The sequence below is a fragment of the Halobacterium rubrum genome (genome assembly GCF_021729015.1).
GTDB lineage: Archaea > Halobacteriota > Halobacteria > Halobacteriales > Halobacteriaceae > Halobacterium > Halobacterium rubrum.
This window is the reverse complement of record NZ_JAJQQZ010000001.1, coordinates 1,056,115-1,077,930: the sequence shown is the minus strand read 5'-3', so window position 1 is coordinate 1,077,930 and position 21,816 is coordinate 1,056,115. Positions and strand designations below refer to the sequence as shown.

Here is a 21,816-nt window from a genome sequence, read left to right as displayed (position 1 = left end):
TATGACCGAAAACGACACCCCCACCGTGACCGGCGACGTCCGGCGGGGCGTCGACGGAGGCGAACTCGCCGACCGAATCGGACTCGACGACGACGAGATCGCCTGGCGGAAGGCGTTCACAGGCCTCGACGACGACGCCGAAGACGCGCTGGCCGACGAGAGCGTCCTCTTCGACCGGATCGCCGACGACCTCGTCGACGACTTCTACGACCACCTCCAGAGGCACGGCCGAACGGTCGACATCATGGGGCGCTCGACGAAAGCCATCGACCAGCTGAAGCAGACCCAAACCCAGTACCTTCGGGGACTGGGCCGCGGCGAGTACGACCGCTCGTACGTGGAGGGGCGCGCCCGAATCGGGAAGCTCCACGACCTCCTCGACCTCGGCCCGGAGGTGTATCTGGGGGCGTACACGCAGTACTACGACGGACTGCTGGATGCGCTCGCCGACGAGGTGACCGCCGACCGCGGCGACGAGGCGACGGCCGCCGTCGACGAGCTCGTGTCGCGGTTCCTCCCCATGCTGAAGCTGTTGACCTTCGACCAGCAGGTGGCGATGGACACCTACATCGACTCGTACGCCCAGCGCCTCCAGGAGGAGGTCGACCGCCGGGAGGAGCTGGCGGACGCCGTCGCCGAGGACGTCGAAGACCCACTATCCTCGCTGGAGGCAACGTCCAGAGACGTCGCCGAGCGAACGGACGACATGCGGGCCGCGACCGACGACCAAGTCGACCAGATGGCAGACGTCAGCCGGGAGATATCCAGCGTGTCGGCGAGCATCGAGGAGGTCGCCGCGACGGCCGACGACGTGCGACAGACCAGCGAGGACGCCGAGGCGCTGGCTCGGCAGGGAGAGGCCGCCGCCGACGACGCGCTGGACACGATGACCGAAATCGACGAGGCGACCGACGACGTCGCGGCGGACGTCGAGCAGCTCCGCGAGCGCGCCGCAGACGTCGAGTCCGTGACCGGCGTCATCGACGACATCGCCGAGCAGACGAACATGCTCGCGCTGAACGCCTCTATCGAGGCGGCGCGAGCGGGCGAGGCGGGAGACGGGTTCGCCGTCGTCGCCGACGAGGTGAAAGACCTCGCCGAGGAGTCCCGAGAACAGTCCACGCGCGTCGAGGAACTCGTCGAGCGGATGCAGGAGGACACCGAGCAGACGGTCGAACAGCTGGACGAGGTGAGCCGGCGCATCGGGGAGGGCGTCGAGCGCGTTGAGGAGGCGATGGCGACGCTCCAGGACATCACCGACGCCGTCGAGGACGCCGCGAGCGGCGTACAGGAGGTGTCGTCGGCGACCGACGAGCAGGCGGTGAGCACGGAGGAGGTTGCCGAGATGGTCGACGACGTCGACGACAGCGCGCGGGAGATTGCGGACGCGCTCGACGACATCGCGGACGCGACCGACCAGCAGGTCCAGACCGTCGAGGAGGTCCGCGAGACGGTCGCGAAGCTGAGCTAGACGTCGACGCCGAGACCGTCGCGGGCGACGTGAATCTCGCCGCCGAAGCCGGCGTCCCGAATCGACTCCGTCATCGCGTCGTGTTCGCCGTCGGTGTGCGGGTAGAGGTGTGTGAGGTAGAGGTCGTCGACGTCGATGCCGGCCAGCGATTCGCCGAGCTGGGTTGGCGTCGGGTGGTTGGAGACGTCGACCTCGTCCGGGAACGAGCAGTCGTGGACGAGCACGGACGCCCCGTCCGCGAACTCGGCCATGCCCTCGAACGCTTCGGTGTCGGCGCTGAACACGAGGTCACCGCCGCCGTCCTCCTCGTCGCCCTCGCCGCCGCCGAACCGGTACGCCAGCCCGGGCATCGAGTGCTGGGTCTCGATGGCGTCGACGTCGAAGCCGGCCACCTCGAAGCTGCCCACGTCGACCTCGCGTAGCGTCAGGTCCACTCGGCCCTGCAGGTAGTCGTGGACCTCCAGCAGCCCCTCGACGAGGGACTCGGTGCCCTCCGGGCCGACGACGGTCAGCGACTCCTCGCCGGCGAGCCAGCGCGCCTTCAGCAACGGGAGCAGGTCGCTGACGTGGTCGAGGTGGTGGTGCGAGAGCAGGACGGTGTCGACGCCCTCGTAGCCCACGTCGCTGCGCGCGAGCGTGTGCAGGACGCCGCTCCCGCAGTCCACGAGCAGCCGGCTGTCGCCGTCTTCGACCAGCAGTCCGGTCTGCATCCGTTCGCCCGTCGGCATCGCAGAACCAGTGCCGAGGAACGTCAGTTGCATACTCGAGTGCGGGACAGCGAGGCGGTTAACGATACGGGGTCCGTAGTCGTGATGCCGCGATTCCGCTGTATCTGTGCACAGTAGTGACGCCGCCTCGAAAGCCCCGAGGCTGGAGACTCGGTGCACTCGCTGCGCGCGCTCCCTTCGGTCGCGTGCTTACGTCGTCCGCCGTCGTCTCCAGCCTCGCCCCTTTCAGTCCCAGCCTGCCGGTCTACCAGCCGGTATCGGGCGGGACTGAAAGGGGCGGCGGGCTCGCGCTTGCCCGGTCGTCTCGCTGGCCCCTATCCCGAACGAAGTGAGGGATATGCCAGCGAGCGACCGCGAGCCCGCCGGGGCTTTCGAGGAGGAGTTGACAACAACCACGGATACGGGGACTCCCAAGGAAATTGCAGTCCCAGTCGTCGTCAGACACTTGGCGTGCGCGTCCCAACCCCGAGTCAGACAATGGCGAGCGAGTCGGGGGCGCTGACCGGGTCGGCGGCCAGCGACCGCGAGATTCTCGACGTCCTCGACCCCGCCGTGCGGGACTGGTGGGTCGACCGGTTCGGGCCGCCCGAGCAGGACGGCGGCTGCCTGACGCCCCCGCAGCGGGAGGCCATCCCGCTCATCCACGAGGGCGCGAACGCGCTGGTCGCGGCGCCGACCGGCTCCGGGAAGACGCTGGCTTCGTTCACCGCCATCCTGAACGAACTGTTCGAGCGCGAACAGTCCGAGGGCGGCCTCGAGAACGGCGTCTACTGCCTGTACGTGTCGCCGCTGAAGTCCCTCGCGAACGACATCGATCGCAACCTCGCGGAGCCACTCGAGGGAATCGCCGACAGACTCGCCGAGCGTGGCGTCGAGACGGACGTCCGGCAGGCGATTCGCCACGGCGACACCTCCGACTACGAGCGCCAGCAGATGCTGGAGACCGCGCCCCACATCCTGAACACGACGCCGGAGACGCTGGCGATTCTACTGAACTCGCCGAAGTTCCGCCAGCGCCTCGAGTCGGTGGAGTACGTCGTCGTCGACGAGATTCACAGCCTCGCCGACTCCAAGCGCGGCACCCACCTCTCGGTGAGCCTCGAGCGCCTCCGGCGGCTCGCCGGCGGGTTCACGCGCATCGGCTGCTCGGCGACCGTGGAGCCGCTGTCGGACATCGCGCGGTTCCTCGTCGGATTTGCGGGGGACGGCGACCCCGGCGGCGACCCGGAGCCCCGGGACTGCGAGGTCGTGGACGCGCGGTTCGCCCGGGACTACGACCTCCAGTTGCACTGCCCGACGCCCGACCTCGTGAACACGTCGCGGGGCGCCGTCAACGACGCGTTCTACGAGAAGCTCGACAGCCTCGTGGACGGCCACGAGAGCACGCTCGTGTTCACGAACACGCGGTCTGGCGCCGAGCGCGTGCTGGAGAATCTGCGTGAGCGCGGCGTCGTCGACGAGGACCACTCTGCGTGCCACCACGGCAGCCTCTCGAAGGACCGCCGGCAGGCCGTCGAGTCACAGCTCAAAGAGGGCACGCTGGACGTGACGACGACGTCCACGAGCCTCGAGCTCGGTATCGACATGCCCCACATCGACCTCGTGGTGCAAGTGGGGTCCCCCAAATCGGTCGCGAGCCTGCTGCAGCGCGTCGGCCGGGCCGGCCACCGGCCCGGTCGGACGGTGACGGGTCGCGTCATCGCGCTCGACCGCGACGAGCTCGTGGAGTGCGCGGTGATGCTCCGGCAGGCCGAGCGGGGGTTCGTGGACCGCGTGCACATCCCCGAGCGCTGCCAGGACGTCGCCGCCCAGCACGTCTACGGGATGGCCATCTCGGGGCCGCTCCGCGAATCCGCGGTGAGGGCGACGCTGCAGTCGGCGTACCCCTACCGCGAGTACGGCGACGACGACTACGAGTCGCTGATTCGGTACCTGCGGGCCGACTACGACGGCCTCGAGGACCGGAACGTCTACGCGAAGGTCTGGCGCGACGAGAACGACCAGCCCGACGGCGAACACCACTACCCCGAGTTCGAGGTCGGCGAGACCCTGATCGGGAAGCGCGGGCGGCTGGCGCGCCCGATTCTCCTCCAGAACATCGGCACCATCCCGGACTCGTTCGCCGTGAACGTCCACATTCGGGGTGGCGACGAGTGGGTCGGCCAGCTCGACGAGAGCTACCTCGACACGCTCGAGTCGGGGGACGTGTTCGTGCTCGGCGGCGACCGGTTCGCGTACCGGTACCGGCGCGGGTCGAAGGTGTACGTCGACCGCACCAGCGAGCGCCCGACGGTCCCGTCGTGGTTCTCCGAGCGGCTCCCCCTCTCGTTCGACCTCGGCCGCGAAATCGCGCGCTTCCAGGGCGAGCTCGCCGAGAAACACGCACAAGGTGGGGCGGCGGCGGTGCGGCGCTGGCTGCGGGAGTTCCCCATCGACGGCAACGCCGTGCGGGCGCTCGCCCGGATGTACGACGACCAGATAGCCTACGCTGGCGTGGAGAGCGTCAGCACGGACGAGCGAATCGCCATCGAGGCCGTGAAAGACCGCGACGACTACCGGCGGCGCTACCACGTCCGCACGCCGTACGGTCGGCGGTTCAACGACGGTCTCTCCCGGCTGCTGGCGTACCGGTGTGCGAACGAGACGAACGCGAACGTCGCCGTCTCCGTCGCCGACAACGGCTTCACGCTCGCGATGCCGCTGAACCGGAAAGTCGACGTCGCCGGCCTGCTCCGGGACACGGACCCCGACTCCGTCCGAGAGACGCTGCGGGACGCGCTGGACGACACCGACCTCCTCGAGCGGTACTTCCGCATCGACGCGACCCGGTCGCTGCTCGTCCTGAAACGCTACAAGGGCCACGAGAAGTCCGCGAGCAAACAGCAGGTCGCCAGCGAGATGCTGCTCGGGCTCGCCGAGGACCTCGAGGACTTCGCCGTCATCGACGAGACGTACCGCGAACTCGTCGAGGACAAGCTCGACCTCGCCGGCGTCCGGGACGTGCTCTCGCGGGTGCAGGCCGGCGAAATCGAGGTGACCGAGACCAGCCTCCAGACGCCCTCGCCGCTGTCCTTCGGGCTCGCGACGCTGTCGGCTAGCGACGTTGTGCTGGCGGACGACGAGGACGCAGTGCTGCGGGAGTTCCACGAGCGCGTCCACGAACAGCTCGAGGAGTGAGCGAGTCAGCCGAGGTACGGCCGCAGGATGGCGCCGAAGCCCGCGGCGCCGACCGCCAGTCCGACGAGGCCGCCGACCCCCGTCGCGGCGAGCGCGCCGTTCAGTCCCGCGGCGAGCAACAGGGTCACGAACCAGCCCTCGTCGTCCCTGTCGCGGTCGAGGATGCGGTCGGCGATGGCGAGGAACGCGACCGCCGACCCGGCCGCCCAGAGCACGTACGCCACGAGCACCAGGGGTACGGCGAGGACGATGCCGAGGACGGTGACGACGAGCAGCAGCGTCACGACGAACAGGCCGAGCAGGGCGAGCACGCCGTAGGCGAACGACTCGACGGGCTCGGCGACGACGGCGACCATTAGCTCCTCGGTGCGGTCGGGGAAGACGGCGACGGCGATGGCGCCGACGACCAGCGTCGTGAGGAACGCGCCGACGGCGCCGCCGGCGAGCCCCTGGCCGACGCCCACGTCGACGTTGACGCCGGCCGGTTCCGGCTGCGCAAGTGCCAGTAGCAGTTTCGGCCCGAGGGCCGCAGCGAGTGCCTGCATGGGGGGTGCTTCGACGGGAGCCGAGATAAAGGGAGTCGGCGGCTCAGTCCATGCTCGCCCAGTCGACCATCCGGTCGTAGAGGGGTTCCGAGCGCAGCGCCGTCTCGTCACCGACGAGCACGAGGCTCTTCTTCGCACGGGAGAGCGCGACGTTCACCCGGCGGTGGTCCTCGAAGATGGGGCCGTCGAGGGTGCCGCGGGCGACGAAGGAGACGACGATTACCTCCTTCGAGGAGCCCTGGAAGCGGTCGACTGTGTCGACGGCGACGCCCTCCGGGGTGCGGCGGCCGATTTCGGCGACCTGCGCGCGGAACGGCGCGATGACGCCGACTTCGCTCGGGTCCAGTCCCGCGTCGACGTACTCCGTGACGACGTCGGCGACGCGTTCGGCCTCCACGGGGTCGACGTGCGCGTCGTCGGTGCCGGGGACGTCGTGGAACGTCACCCCGTCCTGGACTGCACCACCAGGGTCGACGCCGAGGTCGGCGAGGCGCTGGCCGGCGACCTCGCCCGTGGCCGGCCGGAGCTGGTCGTCGTAGAACTCCCGGCTGGAGAACGCCTGGATGCGCTGGCTCATCCGGTACTGCTGGTCGAGCATGACCGAGGCGTCCGGGTACGTCTCGTGGAGGCGCTCGAACAGCGACTTCGACAGCCGGCCGCCCGAGCGCACGACAGGCGGAAGCTGTTCGTGGTCGCCGACGAGCACGAAGCGCTCGCCGCGGTTGATTGCGGCCAGCGTGTCCGGCTCGGTGAGCTGGCTGGCCTCGTCGACGAGCACCACGTCGAACTCCATCTCGCGCAGGATGCGGGAGCCACAGGTCGCCGTGGTGGCGGCGACGACGGGCGACGACCGGAGCGCCGCCGCGCGCTCGCCGGGGTCGCCGGACTGGTCCAGCCGGAGGTCCTGCATGTCCGGTCGGACCCCGGTCTCGGTGCCCACTCGCACGATGTAGTCGGTGGCTTCGCCGCCTCCTTCGTTCGGTCGGCCCTCCGGGCCAACCCCGTCCCCGAATCCCTGCTCGCGGAGCGCTTCGAGTGCGTTGTCGACCGCCCGGTTCGTGAACGCCGACAGCAACACGCGGTCGCCGCGCTCCACGAACGCGCGAATCAGGGTCGCGATGGTGTACGTCTTCCCGGTGCCGGGCGGGCCGTGGACGAGCGCGAAGTCCTCCGCGTTCAGCGCCCGGTTCACAGCCTCGTTCTGGGCGTCGTTGTTCGGGATGAGGCCGTGGTCCTCACTTCCGAACCGGGGGCTCGCCCGGTCGAACAGGAGGTCCTTGCGGCGCTGGTCGCCCTTCAGGACGGCGTCGTGGAGGGCGGTCAGCATCCGGTCGACAGAGAGCTCCGAGGGGTAGACATCGAGGCGCCGGAGGGAGACGGGCTCGTCGGCGGTGACCTCGACGCGGTCGGCGTCCAGCCGCTCGACGCGCGCCATCTCCGCCGTTCCCGTCACGGGGTCGCCATCCGACGCGAGCACGCGGTCGCCCTCCCGAATCTTGGAGGCGGCGCTGCCCGGCCGGTTCGCGGTCAGCCGCCAGCGGCCGTCCGGGAGTTCCGTCTGCCCGGCCGGCTCGAGGCCGACGACGGCCCGGTCGTCGTCGGCGCGCTCCTCGGGGGTCTGCTCCCAGAGCTTGCGGTACTCGTCGTGGACCGAGGCGCGCTCGGCTTCGACCGCCTCGTACAGTTCGTCGAAGTACTCGCGCTCCTCCGCCGGGACAGGGTCCCCGAGCTGGCCGGCCTTCGACTCCTGGTCGAGGCGGCCGGAGACGACCATGCAGGTGTCCTGCTCGAAGCAGTACTCGCACTTCGCGTCCGCCTCGTAGCCCGTCGGCGGCCCGTCGCTTGCCTCGAGGGCGGCGAGGTGGTTGCGCTCCCGGACGACGAACTCCAGGAACCCGCGGCCGATGGAGAACTCCTTGGCGGGCGAGAGGTCGCCCGTCTCCTCGTTGCGGTCGACGGCGGCATTCTTCGTGTAGAGCAGCGTCCCGGTGTTGGCGGGGACGCCGCGCTCGTCGAGCATCAGCGCGTAACACGCCGCCTGTACCTTGTCGTGGAACCGGGGGTCGCGGTTCGTGTTCTTCCCCGTCTTCAGCTCCACGGGCATCCCGCGCCGGATGGCGTCGCACCGGCCCTTGATGCCGAATCGCTCCGAGACCAGCGTGTACTCCGAGCGCCACCCATCTTCGTCGGTGAGCTTCCCTTGCTGGAGCCAGCCCTCGATGGCGCTGGCGTTGTCGCGCACGTCGGCCTCGACCGCCTCGCGGCTCCGACCCAGCAGCCCGAGTTCCAGCCCCGCCTCGTCGACGCGCTCCACGACCGACTCCTCGAGGTCGCGGCCCCGCAGCAGGTCGCCGAACACCTCGTGGACGATGGTCCCCTTCGTCACCGGGTACTTCAGCGGCAGCCCCGAGAGCTTGTTCAGGTAGTACATCCGCGGGCACTGCACGAACGACCGGATGTCCGTCACGTCCACGACGAAGTCGGGCTCGACGACGACCCAGGAGTCTTCCCCCGTGGCGTACTGGGTCTCCCCCCGGTACTCGTCCTCGTCGGCGTCGTACACCGCCAGCTCCATTCCCGCCTCGAGGTACTCGGCCGTCTCCGTCCACTTCCCCCACAGCGTCACCGGCACGGACTCCGCCTCGTTCTCCGGGCGCAACTCGACCTCGAGGATGTCCCGTTCGCCGTACTGCGTGCTCACCGACTCGACGGCGCCGGCGTCGGTGACCTCGCCCCGAATGTTCACGCACGACGTGTGGGACGGCCCGCGAATAACGGTGTCGCTCCCCGCGGTCACCGGGAGCCACGAGACCGCCTCGAAGGCAGGGTTGAAGTCCACGAGCCCCCAACCTCGCGTCGAGATGCGCGTACGGGACTGGGACGACATCGTGGAGGACGTAGTATCGTCGTCGGGCGACCCGGACGACTGGCGGGCCGTGGCGGGCGACCGGGCGTCCGGGGTCGGCGAGGACCTCTACCTCGGGCATCCGGCCGAGGGCGTCTTCCACCTCAAGACGTACGCGAAAAACCCCTACGAGGTGCGTGGGGTGGGGACGCAGGTCGCCCGCAAGGTCGACGACGGGCTGGCGGACTTCCTGCCGACCGACGACGAGGCGGGCGGCCGGTTCGCGGTCCAGCAGCCCGTCGACGACGAGAACGACGCCGAACAGAAGGCCGGCGAACTGGAGCAGGTCGTGCAGGCGCACGCGGACGCGCCGACGACGCCGGACGCGTTCTTCGAGGACGTGATGGACGCGCTGGACAGCCCGGCGTTCGGGCCGATGGACTACGACCCCTACGACCGGCCGGACCCCGTCGAGGGGCTCGCCGAGGAGTTCCCGGACGCCGACGAGTTGCTGGACGCGGAGCTCGACGACCTCGTCGACGAGGACGACGTCGGCCGGGGCTTCCAGTAGCGAGCGTCGTCGTCGCCGTTGCTGCTGCAGGGGCGGCCCGGGCCGACGCTGTCACGACACCAGTGGAGCGATCTCTGCGCGGTAGCACGACCGGCAGACGTACTGGTCGAGCACGCCGTGGTCGTCGGTCTTCGTGTTCACGGTGACGTGGACGGCGTGCCGGACGGGCACCGCCTCCCCGCAGACTGGACACGTCTCTGTCACGGTGACCCCTCTAGGGAGTGGTACGTGTGGGCGGACCAAAGAGGCTGCGGCGGACCGGATGCGACCGGCTACCGGGCGGTCAGTGCGTGTGGCCGAGTTTCTCGTTGACCATCTCGTTGAGGTCGGCGAGCTTCGACTGCGCGCCTTCGGGGAGGCTGGACTGGGGTTCGGCGAGCCCGGGCTGGTCGTGAGCGTCGGGTTCGCCGACGATGACGCTTCCGAGCATGCCGCCGGCCTCGTGGGGCGCGCAGTAGTAGTCGTAGACGCCCTCGGTGTCGAACGTGACCTCGAAGGTCGCGCCCTCCTCGTCGATAATGCCGGAGTCCCACGGGTCGGCGCCGTCGGGAATCCGCTGGGGCCGGTCGCCGTTGTCGGGGTGGTACGCGGCCGTGGCGTGGGCGCCGCTGTCCAGCGTCCACGTGACCGTGCCGCCGACCTCGACCCACGCGACGTGCGGGTGGAAGTGGTGGCCGTCGTCGCGGGTGAGCATCGGCACTTCGACGTGTTCGGCGGGTCCCGATTCCCCGTGTTCGTCGTCGTGGCCGTCTCCCTCCTCCTCGTGGTGGCCGTCTTCTTCAGTCGTCCCGTCGTGTTCGTCGTCGTGGTGACCGTCCTCCTCGGTCGTCGAGTCGTCGGCTGTTCCCCCGGTAAGTCCGGTGCAGCCGGCCGTCGCGGCCGCGAGTGCGCTCCCGGACAGTGCCAGCATCGCCCGTCGCGTCGGTCGATCAGTATCCATCCTGTGTCACCTCATGTGGACGTACGAGGTGGGGTAGTGTATGCAGGGATGGTGATTTGGCGAGCCGCCAAAACAGCCACGCGTTTAAGTGCGGGATGGTCGTAGAATCGACTACGAGGACACGTGTGCCGGAGAACCCACTCCAGGAACCGAACGAGGTACTGTCGCTGCTCGGCGACGAGTACGTGCAGGGGATACTCGTCGCGACCAGCGAGGACGCCCGGTCGGCGAAGGAGCTCAGCGAGCTCGTCGGCGCCGACGTGTCCACCGTCTACCGGCGGGTCGACGACATGCTCGAAGCGGACTTCCTCGTGGAACGCACGGCGCTGGCCGCGGACGGCAGCCACCACAGCGTCTACGAGGCGAACCTCGACCACCTCGACGTCGAGATCCGCGACGGCGAGCTCGTCGTGGAGATGGACCTCAGGGAGTCGCCCGCGGAGCGGTTCACCCGCATCTGGGACGGAATCAGGGAGAGCTAACGCATGCACATAGAACTGGTCGTCGCGAAACTCGTCACGATGGGGCTGGGGTTCCTGGTGGCCTACCAGGCGTTCCGGGGCTACCGGGAGTTCGGCAGCGAGCCGATGCTGTACGTCGCCGTCGGGTTCGTCGTCATCAGCGTCGGCGCCGTCATCGAGGGCGTGCTGTTCGAGGTCGTCGGCCTGAGCATCTTCCTGGCGGGGACCGTGCAGACGGCGGTCGTCGCCGTGGGGATGCTCGTCATCCTCTACTCGCTGTACGGGAACCTCTCCGGGGACCGCCCGCGGTCCGGGGACTGACTGTCAGGCCGAGACGCGTGCCAGCCACCGGGGCGGCACGTCAAGTTCGTCGTCGGTCGGCAGGTACTCGGGGTCGTCCCAGACCTTCGAGGCGCCCTCGAGGCCGCGCTCGCCGGCGACGTACGTGAAGAACTCCTTGCCGCGCTCGTACTGTTCGCGCTTGAGCTGGAAGCCCAGCAGCCGCTTCACGACCCGGCTGAGGGGGCCGCCGCCCTGCCGGCGGCGGGCGTCGAGCTTCCGCCGGAGGTCGTCGTACTCGCCGTCGAACGCCTCGTCCATCAGGAGTTCGGCGTACCCCTCGACGGCCGTCATGGCGACGTTCAGTTCCTCGAAGGCCTCGGTCCGGAGTTCGCCGTCGCCGAGCGCGTCGACGCCGTCCTCCAGTCGGGATTCGAGGTAGTCCGGCAGCCACGGCGCTGCGCCGAACTCGGCGGCGTGCGTGACCTCGTGGAAGGCGATCCAGCGGCGGAACCGCGGGACGTCGACGTCGAGGCTGTCGGCGACGGCCACGATGTTCGGGTGGACGAAGTACAGGGCGTGGGCGCTCCCGTCCTCGCCGGGAGCGCCATCTGCGAGGAGCAGCGGGTCGTACTGGCCGAGGACGTTCCGGGAGACGAACGCGAGCGCGCCCGCGGTCGTCACCGTGTTGAACGCGCGAGCGACGCCGGGCAGCACCGACGCGCGCTCGTTCAGGGGTTCGAACGCCCGCCGGAACGTGGCGACGTTCGCGTCGATCCAGTGGTGGCGGGTCTGGAGTTCGACCGTCTCCGGCACGTCGAAGTCCAGCCCCGAGACCGCCCGGATTCGTTCGCGCGCTTCCCGCACGTCGGCCGCGTACGCCTCGGCTTCGCCGGGAGCGAGGTCGAGGTCGCCGGGGGGCGTGGCGCCCTTCGCGGCGTCGGCGACGGCGTCCCAGTCGACGGCGCCGTCCGCGTCGGCGTCGGCGACGGCCCGCGCGCTCTCGAGAATCGTCATACACGAAGTGGGGGTTCGGAACGCAAATCCCTTCCGGGGGTACTCGCGGACGGTCGCACGCTAAAGAGTCGACGGCCGAGGCGGTGCGGTCAGGCCGAGATCTCGATGGCTTCGTCGGTCTCGTCGGCGGCTTCGCCGTCGTCGCCGCCCCGACGGCGGCGCAGCCCGACGAGCGTGCCGAGTGCGACGAGCACGGCGAGCGCGACGACGGCGCCCAGCCCGCCGCTGCCCGACTCCTCGTCGGGTTCGACCATCGTGCCGTCCTCGGTGTCGGCGGCTGCGTCGTCGGTCGCCTCGTCGAGCGGTTCGTCGCCGCCGGTCTGCATGGACGGCGAGAAGTCGAACTCGGACTCGTGGAAGTGTACTTCGAGGATTCCCATGGATGGATGTTGGCGGAGTGAGCATTTAGCCGTTGCGGGGACTCCGAGCGTCCGCATCCACGGGGTTGATTTGGGCCGGGTGGCGACTGTGTGCATGGACGACGCGAGACGCGAGTTCCTCGACGACCTGCTGGCCGCACGGAGCCCGTCCGGCCACGAGACCGCCGCGCAGCGCGCGTGGGTCGACTACGTGCGCGAGTACGCCGACCGCGTGGAGACAGACGCCTACGGCAACGCCGTGGCCGTCCACGAGGGCGGCGGGGACACGTCGGTGGCGTTCGCCGGGCACGCCGACGAAATCGGGTTCGCGGTCTCCGAGATCACCGACGACGGCTTCCTCCGCATCTCGCCGGTCGGCGGCCTCGACAGGACCGTGACTCGGGGCAGCCAGGTGCGCATCGAGACCGACGACGGCACTGTGAACGGGGTCGTCGGGCAGGCGGCGACGCACCTCCGGAAGAAGGGCGAGGAGGAGGCACCGCCAAACGTCACCGAGCAACACGTCGACGTGGGGGCGGCGGACGGCGAGGCGGCCCGCGACCTCGTGTCGGTCGGCGACCCCGGCGTGCTCGTCGCCGAGCCGCAGGACCTCGCCGGCAGCCGGCTGAACGCCCGCGGGCTCGACAACCGAGCGGGCCTCTGGGTCGCCGCCGAGGGGTTCCGGCGTGCGGTCGAGCGGGACGTCGACGCGACCGTCTACGCCGTGAGCACGGTCCAGGAGGAACTCGGCACGAAGGGCGCACAGATGGTGGCGTTCGACCTCGACGCGGACGCCGTCGTCGCCGTCGACGTGACCCACGCCGCCGACGACCCGAGCTATCCGGCCGACCGCGCCAGCGAGGTCGTGCTGGGCGACGGCCCGACGGTCACCCGGGGTGCCGCCAACCATCCGGAAGTCGTCGCGTCGCTGCGCGCTGCCGCCGAGGACGACGGCCTCCCGGTCCAGGTGGAGGCCCAGCGGCTCACGACCGGCACCGACGCCGACGCGTTCTTCACGGCGCAGGGCGGCGTGCCGACCGCCAACCTCGGCGTGCCGAACCGCTACATGCACACGCCGGCCGAAGTCGTGGACACCGACGACCTCGTGGCGGGCGCCGACCTGCTGGCGGCGTTCGCCGACCGCGCCACTACTCGGAAGTCGTTCGCCGTCGAGCTCTGAGGGGACGGGGGCTGTCTGGAGGGCTCGTTCCACGCGACGGTGGCGGGAACGGTCCGGTACGCTTATGGACGCGACTGCCGGCGATAGGAGTATGAGCGGCCGACCACTGGACGTGCTGGAGGAGTCTCTCGAGGAGACGGTCACCGTCCGGCTGAAGGACGGCGAGGAGTTCACCGGCGTCCTCACGGGCTACGACCAGCACATGAACGTCGTCATCGAAGGCGAAGACACAACGATTATCCGTGGCGACAACGTCGTCACCATCAAACCATGACTGGCGCAGGAACCCCGAGTCAGGGGGGGAAGAACACCACGACGCACACGAAGTGCCGCCGCTGCGGCGAGAAGTCCTACCACACGAAGAAGAAGGTCTGTAGTTCCTGTGGCTTCGGCGACTCGGCGAAGCGCCGGGACTACGACTGGCAGGGCAAGACCGGCGACAACTGACGGCGACCACACCCACTCTCTCCTCTCCCGGTTCTCTCGTCGCGTAGCCTCGCTGCCGTCTCGACGAGCGACGACCGTTCCACTCACCGGTGAGCCGCGAGGCCGACGAACGAGCCGTCGCCGTACCCCGGTTCGACGGGCTCCGAGTCGTCGACCTCGTCGAGCGGGCCAGCGATGGTCTGGACGAACTCGACGTCGTGGAAGCCGGCGGCTTCGAGTTCGCCGAGCAGGTCGTCCGTCGTGACGAACGTCGCGTCCTCGTAGAAGGGGTTCTGGTCGCTGGACTCCCGGTAGCGGCGGCCGAGCGGGCTGCCGGCGTCCACGTACCCGATCACGAGTCGGCCGGACGGCGAGAGCACACGGTCGGCTTCCCGCAGGGTCGCCGCGAGGTCGTCGACGAAGCAGACGGTCGTCACGAGCAGCGCCGTCTCGAAGCTGTGCTCGCGGAACGGCAGCGCTTCGGCGGCGCCCCGGACGGTCTCGACGCCGCGGTCCCGGGCGCGCTCGAGCATCGCTTCGGCCGGGTCGAGACCGACGTCGACGCCGAGCGGCGCGGCGAAGCGGCCGGTTCCGACGCCGATTTCGAGGCCGCGGCCGCGCTCGGGGACGAGGCGGTCGAGGGCGGCCAGTTCGGCCCGATAGACGGGTTCGTGGGCGTCGAACCACGCCTCGTAGCGGTCGGTGTGTGTCTCGTAGGGAGCGTTGCTGGCCACTCGTGATGGTTCCACGCGAAGTCCTACCAGTGTTCGGGTCACTGGCGAGATATACCCACATTCGTGCACAGGATAGAGAATTGTATCGGTGAGTTCGACACGGTTGCGGAAGCTTTACCGGTGGGTACGCGCAACGCCGAGGTATGCCAGGCGGCCCCGCGGACGGACCCGAGTTCGACCACCCGACCGAGAAGTGCGGCGTCGTCGGCGCCTCCCTGTCGGACCGCGACGCCGCCCTCCCGACGTACTACGCGCTGTACGCCCTCCAGCACCGCGGGCAGGAGTCCGCGGGCATCGTCTCCCACGACGGCTTCCAGCAACACCAGCACGTCGGCATGGGCCTCGTCGGCGACGCCTTCGACGAGACCGACATCGAGTCGCTGCACGGCTCGACGGCCATCGGCCACGTCCGCTACCCGACCGCGGGCAGCGTCGACAAGTCCTGCGCACAGCCGTTCTCCGTCTCCTTCAAGGGCGGCGCGCTCGGACTGAGCCACAACGGCAACCTCGTCAACGCCGACGAACTGCGCGACGACCTCGCAGCCAGCGGCCACGCGTTCACGAGCGACGGCGACACCGAAGTCATCGCCCACGACCTCGCGCGGAACCTCCTCGACGCCGACATCGTCGAGGCGGTCGAGCAGACGATGGAGCGCGTCCACGGCTCGTACTCGCTGACCATCATGCACGACGAGACCGTCCTCGGCGTCCGCGACCCCCGCGGGAACCGACCGCTCATCATCGGCGAGGTCGAAGACGGCTACGTGCTCGCCAGCGAGTCCGCCGCCATCGACACCATCGGCGGCGAGGTCGTTCGGGACGTCCGACCCGGCGAACTGGTCGTGCTCCACGAGGACGGCGGCGGCTTCGACTCCCACCAGCTGTTCGGCCTCGAGAACACCGCGCACTGCTTCTTCGAGTACGTCTACTTCGCGCGCCCGGACTCCGTCATCGACGACGAGCTCGTCTACGAGGTGCGCCGCGAGCTCGGCCGCCAGCTCTGGCAGGAGGCCGGCGTCGACAGCGACGTCGTGATGCCCGTGCCGGACTCCGGGCGCGCGTTCGCGTCCGGCTACGCCGAACAGGCCCAGAGCGAGGGCGAGGACATCGAGTTCGCGGAGGGCCTGATGAAGAACCGGTACGTCGGCCGGACGTTCATCATGCCGACACAGGAGGCCCGCGAGCGCGCGGTCCGCCTCAAGCTCAACCCAATCAGGTCCACCGTCGAGGGGAAGGCCGTGACAATCATCGACGACTCAATCGTCCGCGGCACGACGAGCAGCCAGCTCGTCGACCTCGTGCGGGAGGCTGGCGCAAGCGAGGTCCACGTCCGCATCGGCGCGCCGCCCATCCAGGCGCCGTGTTACTTCGGCATCGACATGGCGACCCGCGACGAGCTCATCGCCGCCGACAGGACCGCCGACGAGATCGCCGAGGAGATCGGCGCCGACAGCCTCTCGTACATCTCCCTCGACGCTGTGACGGCGGCCATCGGGAAGAGCGAGGCCGACCTGTGTGCCGGCTGTGTCACCGGCGAGTACCCCTACGAGGTCGAGGACGAGGCGACCGACCGCGCGGTCCAGCGGCCGATCGTCGGCGACGACTGAGACGCGCCGTCGCACGAGACTTTTGTCGCGCGGCAGTGAACGCCGGGCTATGCGACGCGCCCTCCACGCAGCCATCGTTGTCGCAGTAGTCGCTCTGACAGTGCTCGCCGGGTGTGTCTCGGGTCCGCTCTCCGGCCCGAGTGCCACTCCGACAGCCGAGGAACAGGCCTACCCGCCGGGCGTCACCGGGGACGGCCTCGACGACCCGCGCGCGCTCGTCGACGCACACGTCGAATCTGTCCGCGAAGACGGTGCCGTGGCGAACAGCAATGTGACTGTTCCAGTGCCGGTCGGCAACGGGACGCGGAAAGTGGAGCTGACCGGCGAAGCGCGCGTGGCTGGCGGCGGCGGTCCGCTCTACAGGTCGGCCGAACGCGTGCGCGTGGCCGGCGACGACGCGGTGACCCGCGAGCGAGTGGAGACGTACGCGAACGACACGACCGTCGTGCGTCGAGTCGTCACCGACGGCAACGCGTCCGTCGTGAGCGAGGACCGGGACCGGCTGGCGGCGCTACGCGACCGCCACGCGGCCCGCGACCGACTGTTGTTGCAGACCCTGACTGCCGGGAACTTCAGCGTCGCCGGCGTCGAGCAGCGGGACGACGGGCGGACGGTGACGACCCTCGTGGCGAACGAGCAGTCCCTCGGGGAGGAGGACGGCGACAGTCCGTCGCTGTTCAGTGCTCGACTGACCGTGACAGAGACTGGGCGGGTACTGTCGCTGTCGCTGACGCGGGACCTGGACACTGACGACCCCCGGACTGGCCGGGACGTGGCGGTGACGTGGGCAAACGGGACCACCGTCGACCCGCCCACGTGGGCGACGACGGCGGACGGTCAGAACAGCACGTACAGCATGAGGTAGACGACGATGCCGAGCGCGAACGAGACGAGCCAGAACCCCGCAGCGACCCGGCCCACCGTGGGGTGGCGGGTGTCGGGGAGCTCGGCGACCGAGTGGGTGCCGGCGAGCAACAGCGCGTAGTAGACCAGCGGAATCGACACCATCGCCAGCCCCATGTGGACGACCAGAATCGGGAGGTAGACGAACGTGTAGACGGCGCCGTCGCCCGGGAACTCCGTCGTCCCCTCGACCACGAGCCGGTAGAGGTAGAGCCCGAGGAACGTGAAGAACAAAAGCGTCGTCGTGAGCATCAGCTTCCGGTGGCCGTCGACGTCACCGGCGCGAATCTTCCGGACGCCGGCGACGATGGTGCCGATGGCCGCCGCGGAGATGACGGCGTTCGCGGTCGGAATCGCGTCCACGAACCACTGCGGGCCGTGCGGGACTGCGGTGCTCGGGACGAACCCCCGGACCGCGGCGACCACGAGCGCGATAGACGCGATAGACAGCACCGCCGTCAGCGACCCGACGTGCCGGCGTGCGAACCCCTCCTGAGCCATACGCCGGCGTTCGGACGCACGCCCCATAGCGGTTTCCGTGCGCGACCGAACCACGGGACGCCCGAATCGTAGGGGTTTTAATTCGGGGGCGGGTACGACGGAGTGCGGAGAAAGACACGCGCGAGCGTGGGTAGCCGAGCTAGGTCAAAGGCGCAGCGTTGAGGGCGCTGTCCTGTAGAGGTTCACCGGTTCAAATCCGGTCCCACGCATCGCACGGGTGGGCGTTCACGCCCACCGACTGCCGAGGCGGCGACGCCGCCGAGGCTTCCGCGATGCACGGTGATTTCCCCTTTCGGGACATCACCCACGCACAATCCTACCGAAGCAACACTCGACAGCCAGTCAGACCGCCTGCTGTCGGTTTCTATCCGTCGTGGGCCGATTGATAGCGGCGCCGCTGGGGCCAGTCGCAGTTCCCGCAGCAGCGGTCGCAGAAGTGCCGGAGTCAGTAGTCGTCGAAGTCGGCGGCGTCGATTGCGTCGTCGAGGCCGGTGTGTTCGGCGGTCTCGCGGGCGGCGTCGGCGGTTTCGTCACCGAGGCGGTCGTTGCTGGTCTCGTCGGGGTCACCGGAGTCGGTGATGGTCTCGCGGCCGGTGAGTTCGACGAACTTCTCGGCGAAGTCGGTGTCGTCGGCGTTCTGTCTGGTGGACATCGGAATTAGTCCGCGAAGGGGTGGGGGAGGTCGGTGGCGGCTGCGGCGTCGGTGCGGGAGACGGAGAGCTCGACGCCGCCCTCGTCGACAGAGAGGGTGACGTCGTCGACGGCGCAGGCGTACTCGGAGACGTGCTTGCCGGAGCGCCGGATGCGGAGTTCCTCGGTGAGGAGGTCGGCGTCGTCGAGGAGGTCGATCTTCCGGTACGCCGTCGAGGACGGGAGGTCGCACTCGTCGGCAATCTCGGCGGCGGTCATGGAGTCGCCGGTGGTTGCTTCGAGGATAGCCCGGCACTCAGCGTCGTCGAGTGCGTCGAGGACGCCCTGAATCGATTCGGTGGCGGTGACGGTGTCTTCGCTCGCGTCGTCCTGCCGGGTCGCCGTTGCCATCTGCGACTGGCTCATACTACTTCATCGAAACACCTGCCCGGGGAGGTATTGGCCACCTCAGCATCGTGGGTGGTTTAAGTCCCCTCGGGAGTTAGGCGTCGGTTTCCAGCGTGTCGCCCAGCAGCTTCCGCTGAGCGGCGAGCAGGTGTTCGGTGAACGTCGACGGCGCGATGCCGAGGTCGTCGGCGAGCTCCTGGGCGGTCGCCCCGCGCGGCCGCTCGAAGTAGCCGGCGTCGTAGGCGGTCTCTAACACCTCGAGCTGGCGGTCCGTGAGCTGGCCGCGGTCCACGAACACCGTGTCGCGGGCCGACGTTCCCGTCGGCGCGCGGACGAGCCGCTGGATGTCCACGTCGTCGAAGCGCTCCCGGAGCTCGCCGACGATGGCCTGCACCTGGTCGAACTCGCGGGCGTGGAAGACGACCTGGAGGTCCCCGTCGCTGGCGTGATAGCGATCGACCGCTGTGTCGAACTCGCCGAGACACGTACACGGACAGTCCGCGTCGGCGTCGTGACGGACGCGGTAGAGGTGGCGGTCGGTGTACGTGAACACGGGGTCGCGCTCGTAGTCGTCGGGCACGGCGTCGGCGTCCACGAGGAACTCGGTGACCGGGTCGCCGTCGACGCTCGCGCTCGTGGACACGTCGTCGATGGTGGTACCCGCGCGCGCCGAGAGGGCCGCGATGGGACAGACCGGCGGCCGCGGGAACGACACGGTGACGCGGATACCAGCGGGCATCTACGAACACGAGGGTCGCAACGGTACAAGAATCCACGGGAGAACCCGCAGGCGCTGTGGCGGGCCGACACTGGACCGCCGGACGGCGCCCGGTCGGCCGGTCAGGCGTACTCGGACGGGTCGAGCTCGATGAAGCGGCCGCTCACGTCGTCGGCGTCCAGCTCGTACAGCTGGATGCGGAGGTCGGTCTTCGACTCGCCCCAGACCTCGAACAGCGGGCGCTTGGCGTCCCCGAACTGTTCGATGCGCTCGACGGTCATCTCGTCGGTCGACACCTCCCGCAGCGTCCCCTGTGCGACGACGCTGCGGTACTCGGGTTCGGACTCCTCGGAGACGACGAGCCGGACCGCCGGCGACGAGGAGAGGAACTCGCGCTTCTCGCTTTCGGGCGTGGAGACAAGCCGCAGGAAGAACGTCCGCGTCTCGGCGTCGTAGCCGTAGGAGATGGGGATCGCGTACGGCTCGTCGTCGCGAGCCAGCGACAGTACCCCGGTCTCGTTGCGGGCCAACACGGAGTCCGTCTCAGCCCGCGACATCTCGGTCTGTTGTTCCAGGGCCATCGGTCGTTGGCTGCACTTGCCGGCGCGAATCTTTATACTTGGTCATCTCTGCCGGCAAGAGCGACCGGACAGACACAGAGACAGCGGCGGGCAGCCAGCGACCCGCCGGGCGGGAGCGACGACGGCCGGAGTGTCACTCGCAGGCGGCGTCGGCGACCTCGAAGGCGTCGTCGGCGACCGACGCCCCGCAGACGACGCACCCGTTGGAGAGGAGGGCGTCCTGCATCGCGGGATTGACCACCATGGTCTCCCCGCACTCGGGGCAGGTGAACACGATGTCCTCGCTGGCGCTCATCTGTGTACCGATATTCGACACCCCGGGATAAATGGACCGCCCTGGTTCCAGTACACTGGGAAGCACGCGAGCGCGCCGGCGGACGCGACGGGACGGGTGGCTGTCGTTACTGGTTGCGGCCGGTGAGTCCGGAGAGGCGTCGCTTGAGCGCGTCCAGGCGGGCCGACACGGCGCCGCCGACCGCGGGGAGTCCCGGGAAGTCGGGCACCGCCGGCACGTCGACGTCGGGAATACTGGGCGTCGGTACGTCGTCGTGCTGGGCGAGCACGTACGCCGACGCCGCGAGCACGAGCGCCGGGAAGCCGGCGAGTGCGACCGACGACAGCGGGCGGATTGCGGGCGTGACCTGCGCACCGAGGCCGTAGGCGACGTAGACGGCGCCGCCCAGCACGCCGACCGCTGCGGTCGCCGTCGCGACGCCGAGCCGGCGGGTGACGCCGTGCAGGTGCGAGCAGTAGGCTGCCGCGGTCGACGCCGCGTGGCCCGCTGCGTCGGTGCCGCGGTCCGTCGCGCCGGCGCGCTTGACGGCGCCGGTCTGCTCGCGCGTGAACGCCGGGAGGCCGGGCCGCGGCCGAAGCGAACCGTGCACGACGACGGCCGTGGCGAGCGCGCCGCCGACAGCGAGCCCCGCGACCCCCAGCCAGACCGTGGGTGTGAACGAGAACGGCTCCTCTGGCGACACCCGGTAGCGTTCGAGGACGGCCAGCGTCGCCGCCAGCAGAAACGACCCCAGTGCGAGCACGCGCCACGCGGTCGTGCGGACGTTGTCCAGCGCGTCCAGGTGCGCCTCGACCGGCGTGTCCGGGAGCTCGAGCCCGTCGCTGGCCCGGGACGGCGCGTCGGGCCGCCGGTCCGGGGGCGTGCCGCCGGGCGGCACGTCGAAGGCCAGCGGGTTCGCGACGAGCTCCTCGACGAAGCGCGCCGGCGTCGTGTAGCGGGCGCGGAGGTCGGCGGCCGTGTCGTCGTCGAAGCGGTACAGCGACCGGTCCTCGCGGGCGTCGTCGACGTCAAGCGACATGAGCGAGACGTGGTCGAGGGCGGGCTGGACGTTCGTCAGCGTCACCAGCGCCCACTCGCCCGCGGGGTCGTCGAGGGTCGTGTGTCGCGCCACCTCGTCGCTGTCGGCAGTCGTCGACCACACCTGGCCGACGGCGCGCAGCCCCCAGTCGCGGTGGAAGACCACGTAGTCGCCGCGCTCGAGGTCGGCGACGAGGTCGGTCTCCCGGGTCGCCCACGCGTGCGTGTCCGACAGCGACCGCAGGAGGCCGGAGACGGCGGGCGGCTCGGCGGCAGTCTCGTAGCCGTCGCCGAAGGCGTCGACGAGGTCCGGGCTGCCGAGCGCCGCGAGGTAGACGCGGTCGGCGAAGTCGCCGGGCATACCACCCAGATTTCCCCCGGGGGTACTTAGTGATACCCTGACCGCAAACCGGGTATTGAAAT

Annotated in this window: 25 protein-coding genes and 1 tRNA gene; 11 read left to right on the top strand and 15 right to left on the bottom strand. The window is 69.7% G+C overall.

The features are described 5' to 3' along the window. Position 1: 1 nt before the first annotated feature. A complete protein-coding gene (locus LT971_RS05905) occupies positions 2-1,471 on the top strand; it encodes a globin-coupled sensor protein (RefSeq protein WP_237005925.1) in 1,470 nt (489 codons plus the stop codon). Here the strand turns inward: LT971_RS05905 and LT971_RS05900 are convergent. Continuing rightward, on the bottom strand, positions 1,468-2,232 hold the full coding sequence (locus LT971_RS05900; protein ID WP_237005924.1) for an MBL fold metallo-hydrolase: 765 nt from the start codon (positions 2,230-2,232) through the stop codon (positions 1,468-1,470). The two genes, LT971_RS05905 and LT971_RS05900, sit on opposite strands and share 4 nt — an antisense overlap. Positions 2,233-2,676: 444 nt before the next feature. On the opposite strand from LT971_RS05900, the gene LT971_RS05895 reads away from it, so the two are divergent. Next, positions 2,677-5,376: an ATP-dependent helicase gene (locus tag LT971_RS05895; RefSeq protein WP_237005923.1), complete on the top strand. Its 2,700-nt coding sequence runs from the start codon at positions 2,677-2,679 to the stop codon at positions 5,374-5,376. Positions 5,377-5,381: 5 nt separating this feature from the next. Here LT971_RS05895 and LT971_RS05890 read toward each other — a convergent pair whose 3' ends face one another. Next, complete coding sequence (locus LT971_RS05890; RefSeq protein ID WP_237005922.1) at positions 5,382-5,921, bottom strand: DUF8173 domain-containing protein; 540 nt, start codon at positions 5,919-5,921, stop codon at positions 5,382-5,384. A 43-nt stretch (positions 5,922-5,964) separates the two neighbouring features. Further along, a complete protein-coding gene (locus LT971_RS05885; protein WP_237005921.1) occupies positions 5,965-8,667 on the bottom strand; it encodes an AAA domain-containing protein in 2,703 nt (900 codons plus the stop codon). 115 nt (positions 8,668-8,782) lie between these two features. On the opposite strand from LT971_RS05885, the gene LT971_RS05880 reads away from it, so the two are divergent. Next, complete coding sequence (locus LT971_RS05880; protein WP_237006256.1) at positions 8,783-9,337, top strand: hypothetical protein; 555 nt, start codon at positions 8,783-8,785, stop codon at positions 9,335-9,337. A gap of 51 nt (positions 9,338-9,388) precedes the next feature. Here the strand turns inward: LT971_RS05880 and LT971_RS05875 are convergent, their stop codons facing one another. Further along, positions 9,389-9,541 (bottom strand): hypothetical protein, encoded by a 153-nt coding sequence (locus tag LT971_RS05875; RefSeq protein WP_237005920.1) that lies wholly within the window; start codon positions 9,539-9,541, stop codon positions 9,389-9,391. Positions 9,542-9,620: 79 nt separating this feature from the next. Next, on the bottom strand, positions 9,621-10,277 hold the full coding sequence (locus tag LT971_RS05870) for a plastocyanin/azurin family copper-binding protein (protein ID WP_237005919.1): 657 nt from the start codon (positions 10,275-10,277) through the stop codon (positions 9,621-9,623). Between the two features lie 125 nt (positions 10,278-10,402). Between LT971_RS05870 and LT971_RS05865 the strand changes: the two genes are divergently transcribed. Both LT971_RS05865 and LT971_RS05860 read left to right on the top strand, forming a co-directional pair. After that, complete coding sequence (locus tag LT971_RS05865) at positions 10,403-10,759, top strand: transcriptional regulator (RefSeq protein WP_237005918.1); 357 nt, start codon at positions 10,403-10,405, stop codon at positions 10,757-10,759. Positions 10,760-10,762: 3 nt separating this feature from the next. Further along, positions 10,763-11,059 carry a DUF7521 family protein gene (locus tag LT971_RS05860; protein WP_237005917.1) on the top strand — a complete coding sequence of 99 codons (297 nt, stop codon included), beginning with the start codon at positions 10,763-10,765 and terminating at the stop codon, positions 11,057-11,059. Between the two features lie 3 nt (positions 11,060-11,062). On the opposite strand, the gene LT971_RS05855 is transcribed toward LT971_RS05860, so the two are convergent. After that, positions 11,063-12,034 carry an Rv3626c family coenzyme F420 biosynthesis-associated protein gene (locus tag LT971_RS05855; RefSeq protein WP_237005916.1) on the bottom strand — a complete coding sequence of 324 codons (972 nt, stop codon included), beginning with the start codon at positions 12,032-12,034 and terminating at the stop codon, positions 11,063-11,065. 89 nt (positions 12,035-12,123) lie between these two features. Next, complete coding sequence (locus LT971_RS05850) at positions 12,124-12,414, bottom strand: hypothetical protein (protein ID WP_237005915.1); 291 nt, start codon at positions 12,412-12,414, stop codon at positions 12,124-12,126. Between the two features lie 94 nt (positions 12,415-12,508). Here LT971_RS05850 and LT971_RS05845 point away from each other — a divergent pair, with 94 nt between their 5' ends. The 3 genes from LT971_RS05845 to LT971_RS05835 all read left to right on the top strand — a co-directional run bounded on the left by LT971_RS05845 (position 12,509) and on the right by LT971_RS05835 (position 14,020). Continuing rightward, entirely contained in the window at positions 12,509-13,573 is a 1,065-nt protein-coding gene (locus tag LT971_RS05845; RefSeq protein ID WP_237005914.1) for a M20/M25/M40 family metallo-hydrolase, read from the top strand. 91 nt (positions 13,574-13,664) lie between these two features. Continuing rightward, positions 13,665-13,847, top strand: coding sequence for an LSM domain-containing protein (locus LT971_RS05840; protein WP_089670440.1), 183 nt, complete (start codon positions 13,665-13,667; stop codon positions 13,845-13,847). Then, a complete protein-coding gene (locus LT971_RS05835) occupies positions 13,844-14,020 on the top strand; it encodes a 50S ribosomal protein L37e (protein WP_237005913.1) in 177 nt (58 codons plus the stop codon). Before LT971_RS05840 ends, LT971_RS05835 begins: the two co-directional genes overlap by 4 nt. Positions 14,021-14,103: 83 nt before the next feature. Here LT971_RS05835 and LT971_RS05830 read toward each other — a convergent pair whose 3' ends face one another. Beyond that, the gene (locus LT971_RS05830; protein WP_237005912.1) at positions 14,104-14,733 is read right to left on the bottom strand and encodes a class I SAM-dependent methyltransferase; all 630 of its coding nucleotides are present in this window, start codon (positions 14,731-14,733) and stop codon (positions 14,104-14,106) included. Between the two features lie 143 nt (positions 14,734-14,876). Here LT971_RS05830 and purF point away from each other — a divergent pair, with 143 nt between their 5' ends. Together purF and LT971_RS05820 are read left to right on the top strand one after the other, a co-directional pair. Next, on the top strand, positions 14,877-16,340 hold the full coding sequence (gene purF, locus LT971_RS05825; protein ID WP_237005911.1) for an amidophosphoribosyltransferase: 1,464 nt from the start codon (positions 14,877-14,879) through the stop codon (positions 16,338-16,340). Between the two features lie 49 nt (positions 16,341-16,389). Continuing rightward, on the top strand, positions 16,390-17,205 hold the full coding sequence (locus LT971_RS05820; protein WP_237005910.1) for a DUF7537 family lipoprotein: 816 nt from the start codon (positions 16,390-16,392) through the stop codon (positions 17,203-17,205). Here LT971_RS05820 and LT971_RS05815 read toward each other — a convergent pair. Continuing rightward, a complete protein-coding gene (locus LT971_RS05815; RefSeq protein ID WP_237005909.1) occupies positions 17,178-17,744 on the bottom strand; it encodes a DUF420 domain-containing protein in 567 nt (188 codons plus the stop codon). The genes LT971_RS05820 and LT971_RS05815 overlap by 28 nt on opposite strands. Before the next feature lie 124 nt (positions 17,745-17,868). Here LT971_RS05815 and LT971_RS05810 point away from each other — a divergent pair. Beyond that, positions 17,869-17,953 (top strand) — tRNA-Leu (locus tag LT971_RS05810). Between the two features lie 236 nt (positions 17,954-18,189). Here the strand turns inward: LT971_RS05810 and LT971_RS05805 are convergent. From LT971_RS05805 to LT971_RS05780, 6 genes are all read right to left on the bottom strand, one after another. Then, on the bottom strand, positions 18,190-18,396 hold the full coding sequence (locus LT971_RS05805; protein ID WP_237005908.1) for a hypothetical protein: 207 nt from the start codon (positions 18,394-18,396) through the stop codon (positions 18,190-18,192). 5 nt (positions 18,397-18,401) lie between these two features. Continuing rightward, positions 18,402-18,785, bottom strand: coding sequence for a winged helix-turn-helix domain-containing protein (locus LT971_RS05800; RefSeq protein ID WP_237005907.1), 384 nt, complete (start codon positions 18,783-18,785; stop codon positions 18,402-18,404). Positions 18,786-18,876: 91 nt separating this feature from the next. Further along, positions 18,877-19,521, bottom strand: coding sequence for a helix-turn-helix domain-containing protein (locus tag LT971_RS05795; protein ID WP_237005906.1), 645 nt, complete (start codon positions 19,519-19,521; stop codon positions 18,877-18,879). A gap of 101 nt (positions 19,522-19,622) precedes the next feature. Next, the gene (locus LT971_RS05790; protein ID WP_237005905.1) at positions 19,623-20,081 is read right to left on the bottom strand and encodes a pyridoxamine 5'-phosphate oxidase family protein; all 459 of its coding nucleotides are present in this window, start codon (positions 20,079-20,081) and stop codon (positions 19,623-19,625) included. A 133-nt stretch (positions 20,082-20,214) separates the two neighbouring features. Beyond that, complete coding sequence (locus tag LT971_RS05785) at positions 20,215-20,376, bottom strand: DUF7560 family zinc ribbon protein (protein WP_237005904.1); 162 nt, start codon at positions 20,374-20,376, stop codon at positions 20,215-20,217. Positions 20,377-20,482: 106 nt separating this feature from the next. Beyond that, positions 20,483-21,754 carry a hypothetical protein gene (locus tag LT971_RS05780; RefSeq protein ID WP_237005903.1) on the bottom strand — a complete coding sequence of 424 codons (1,272 nt, stop codon included), beginning with the start codon at positions 21,752-21,754 and terminating at the stop codon, positions 20,483-20,485. Positions 21,755-21,816: the final 62 nt, after the last annotated feature.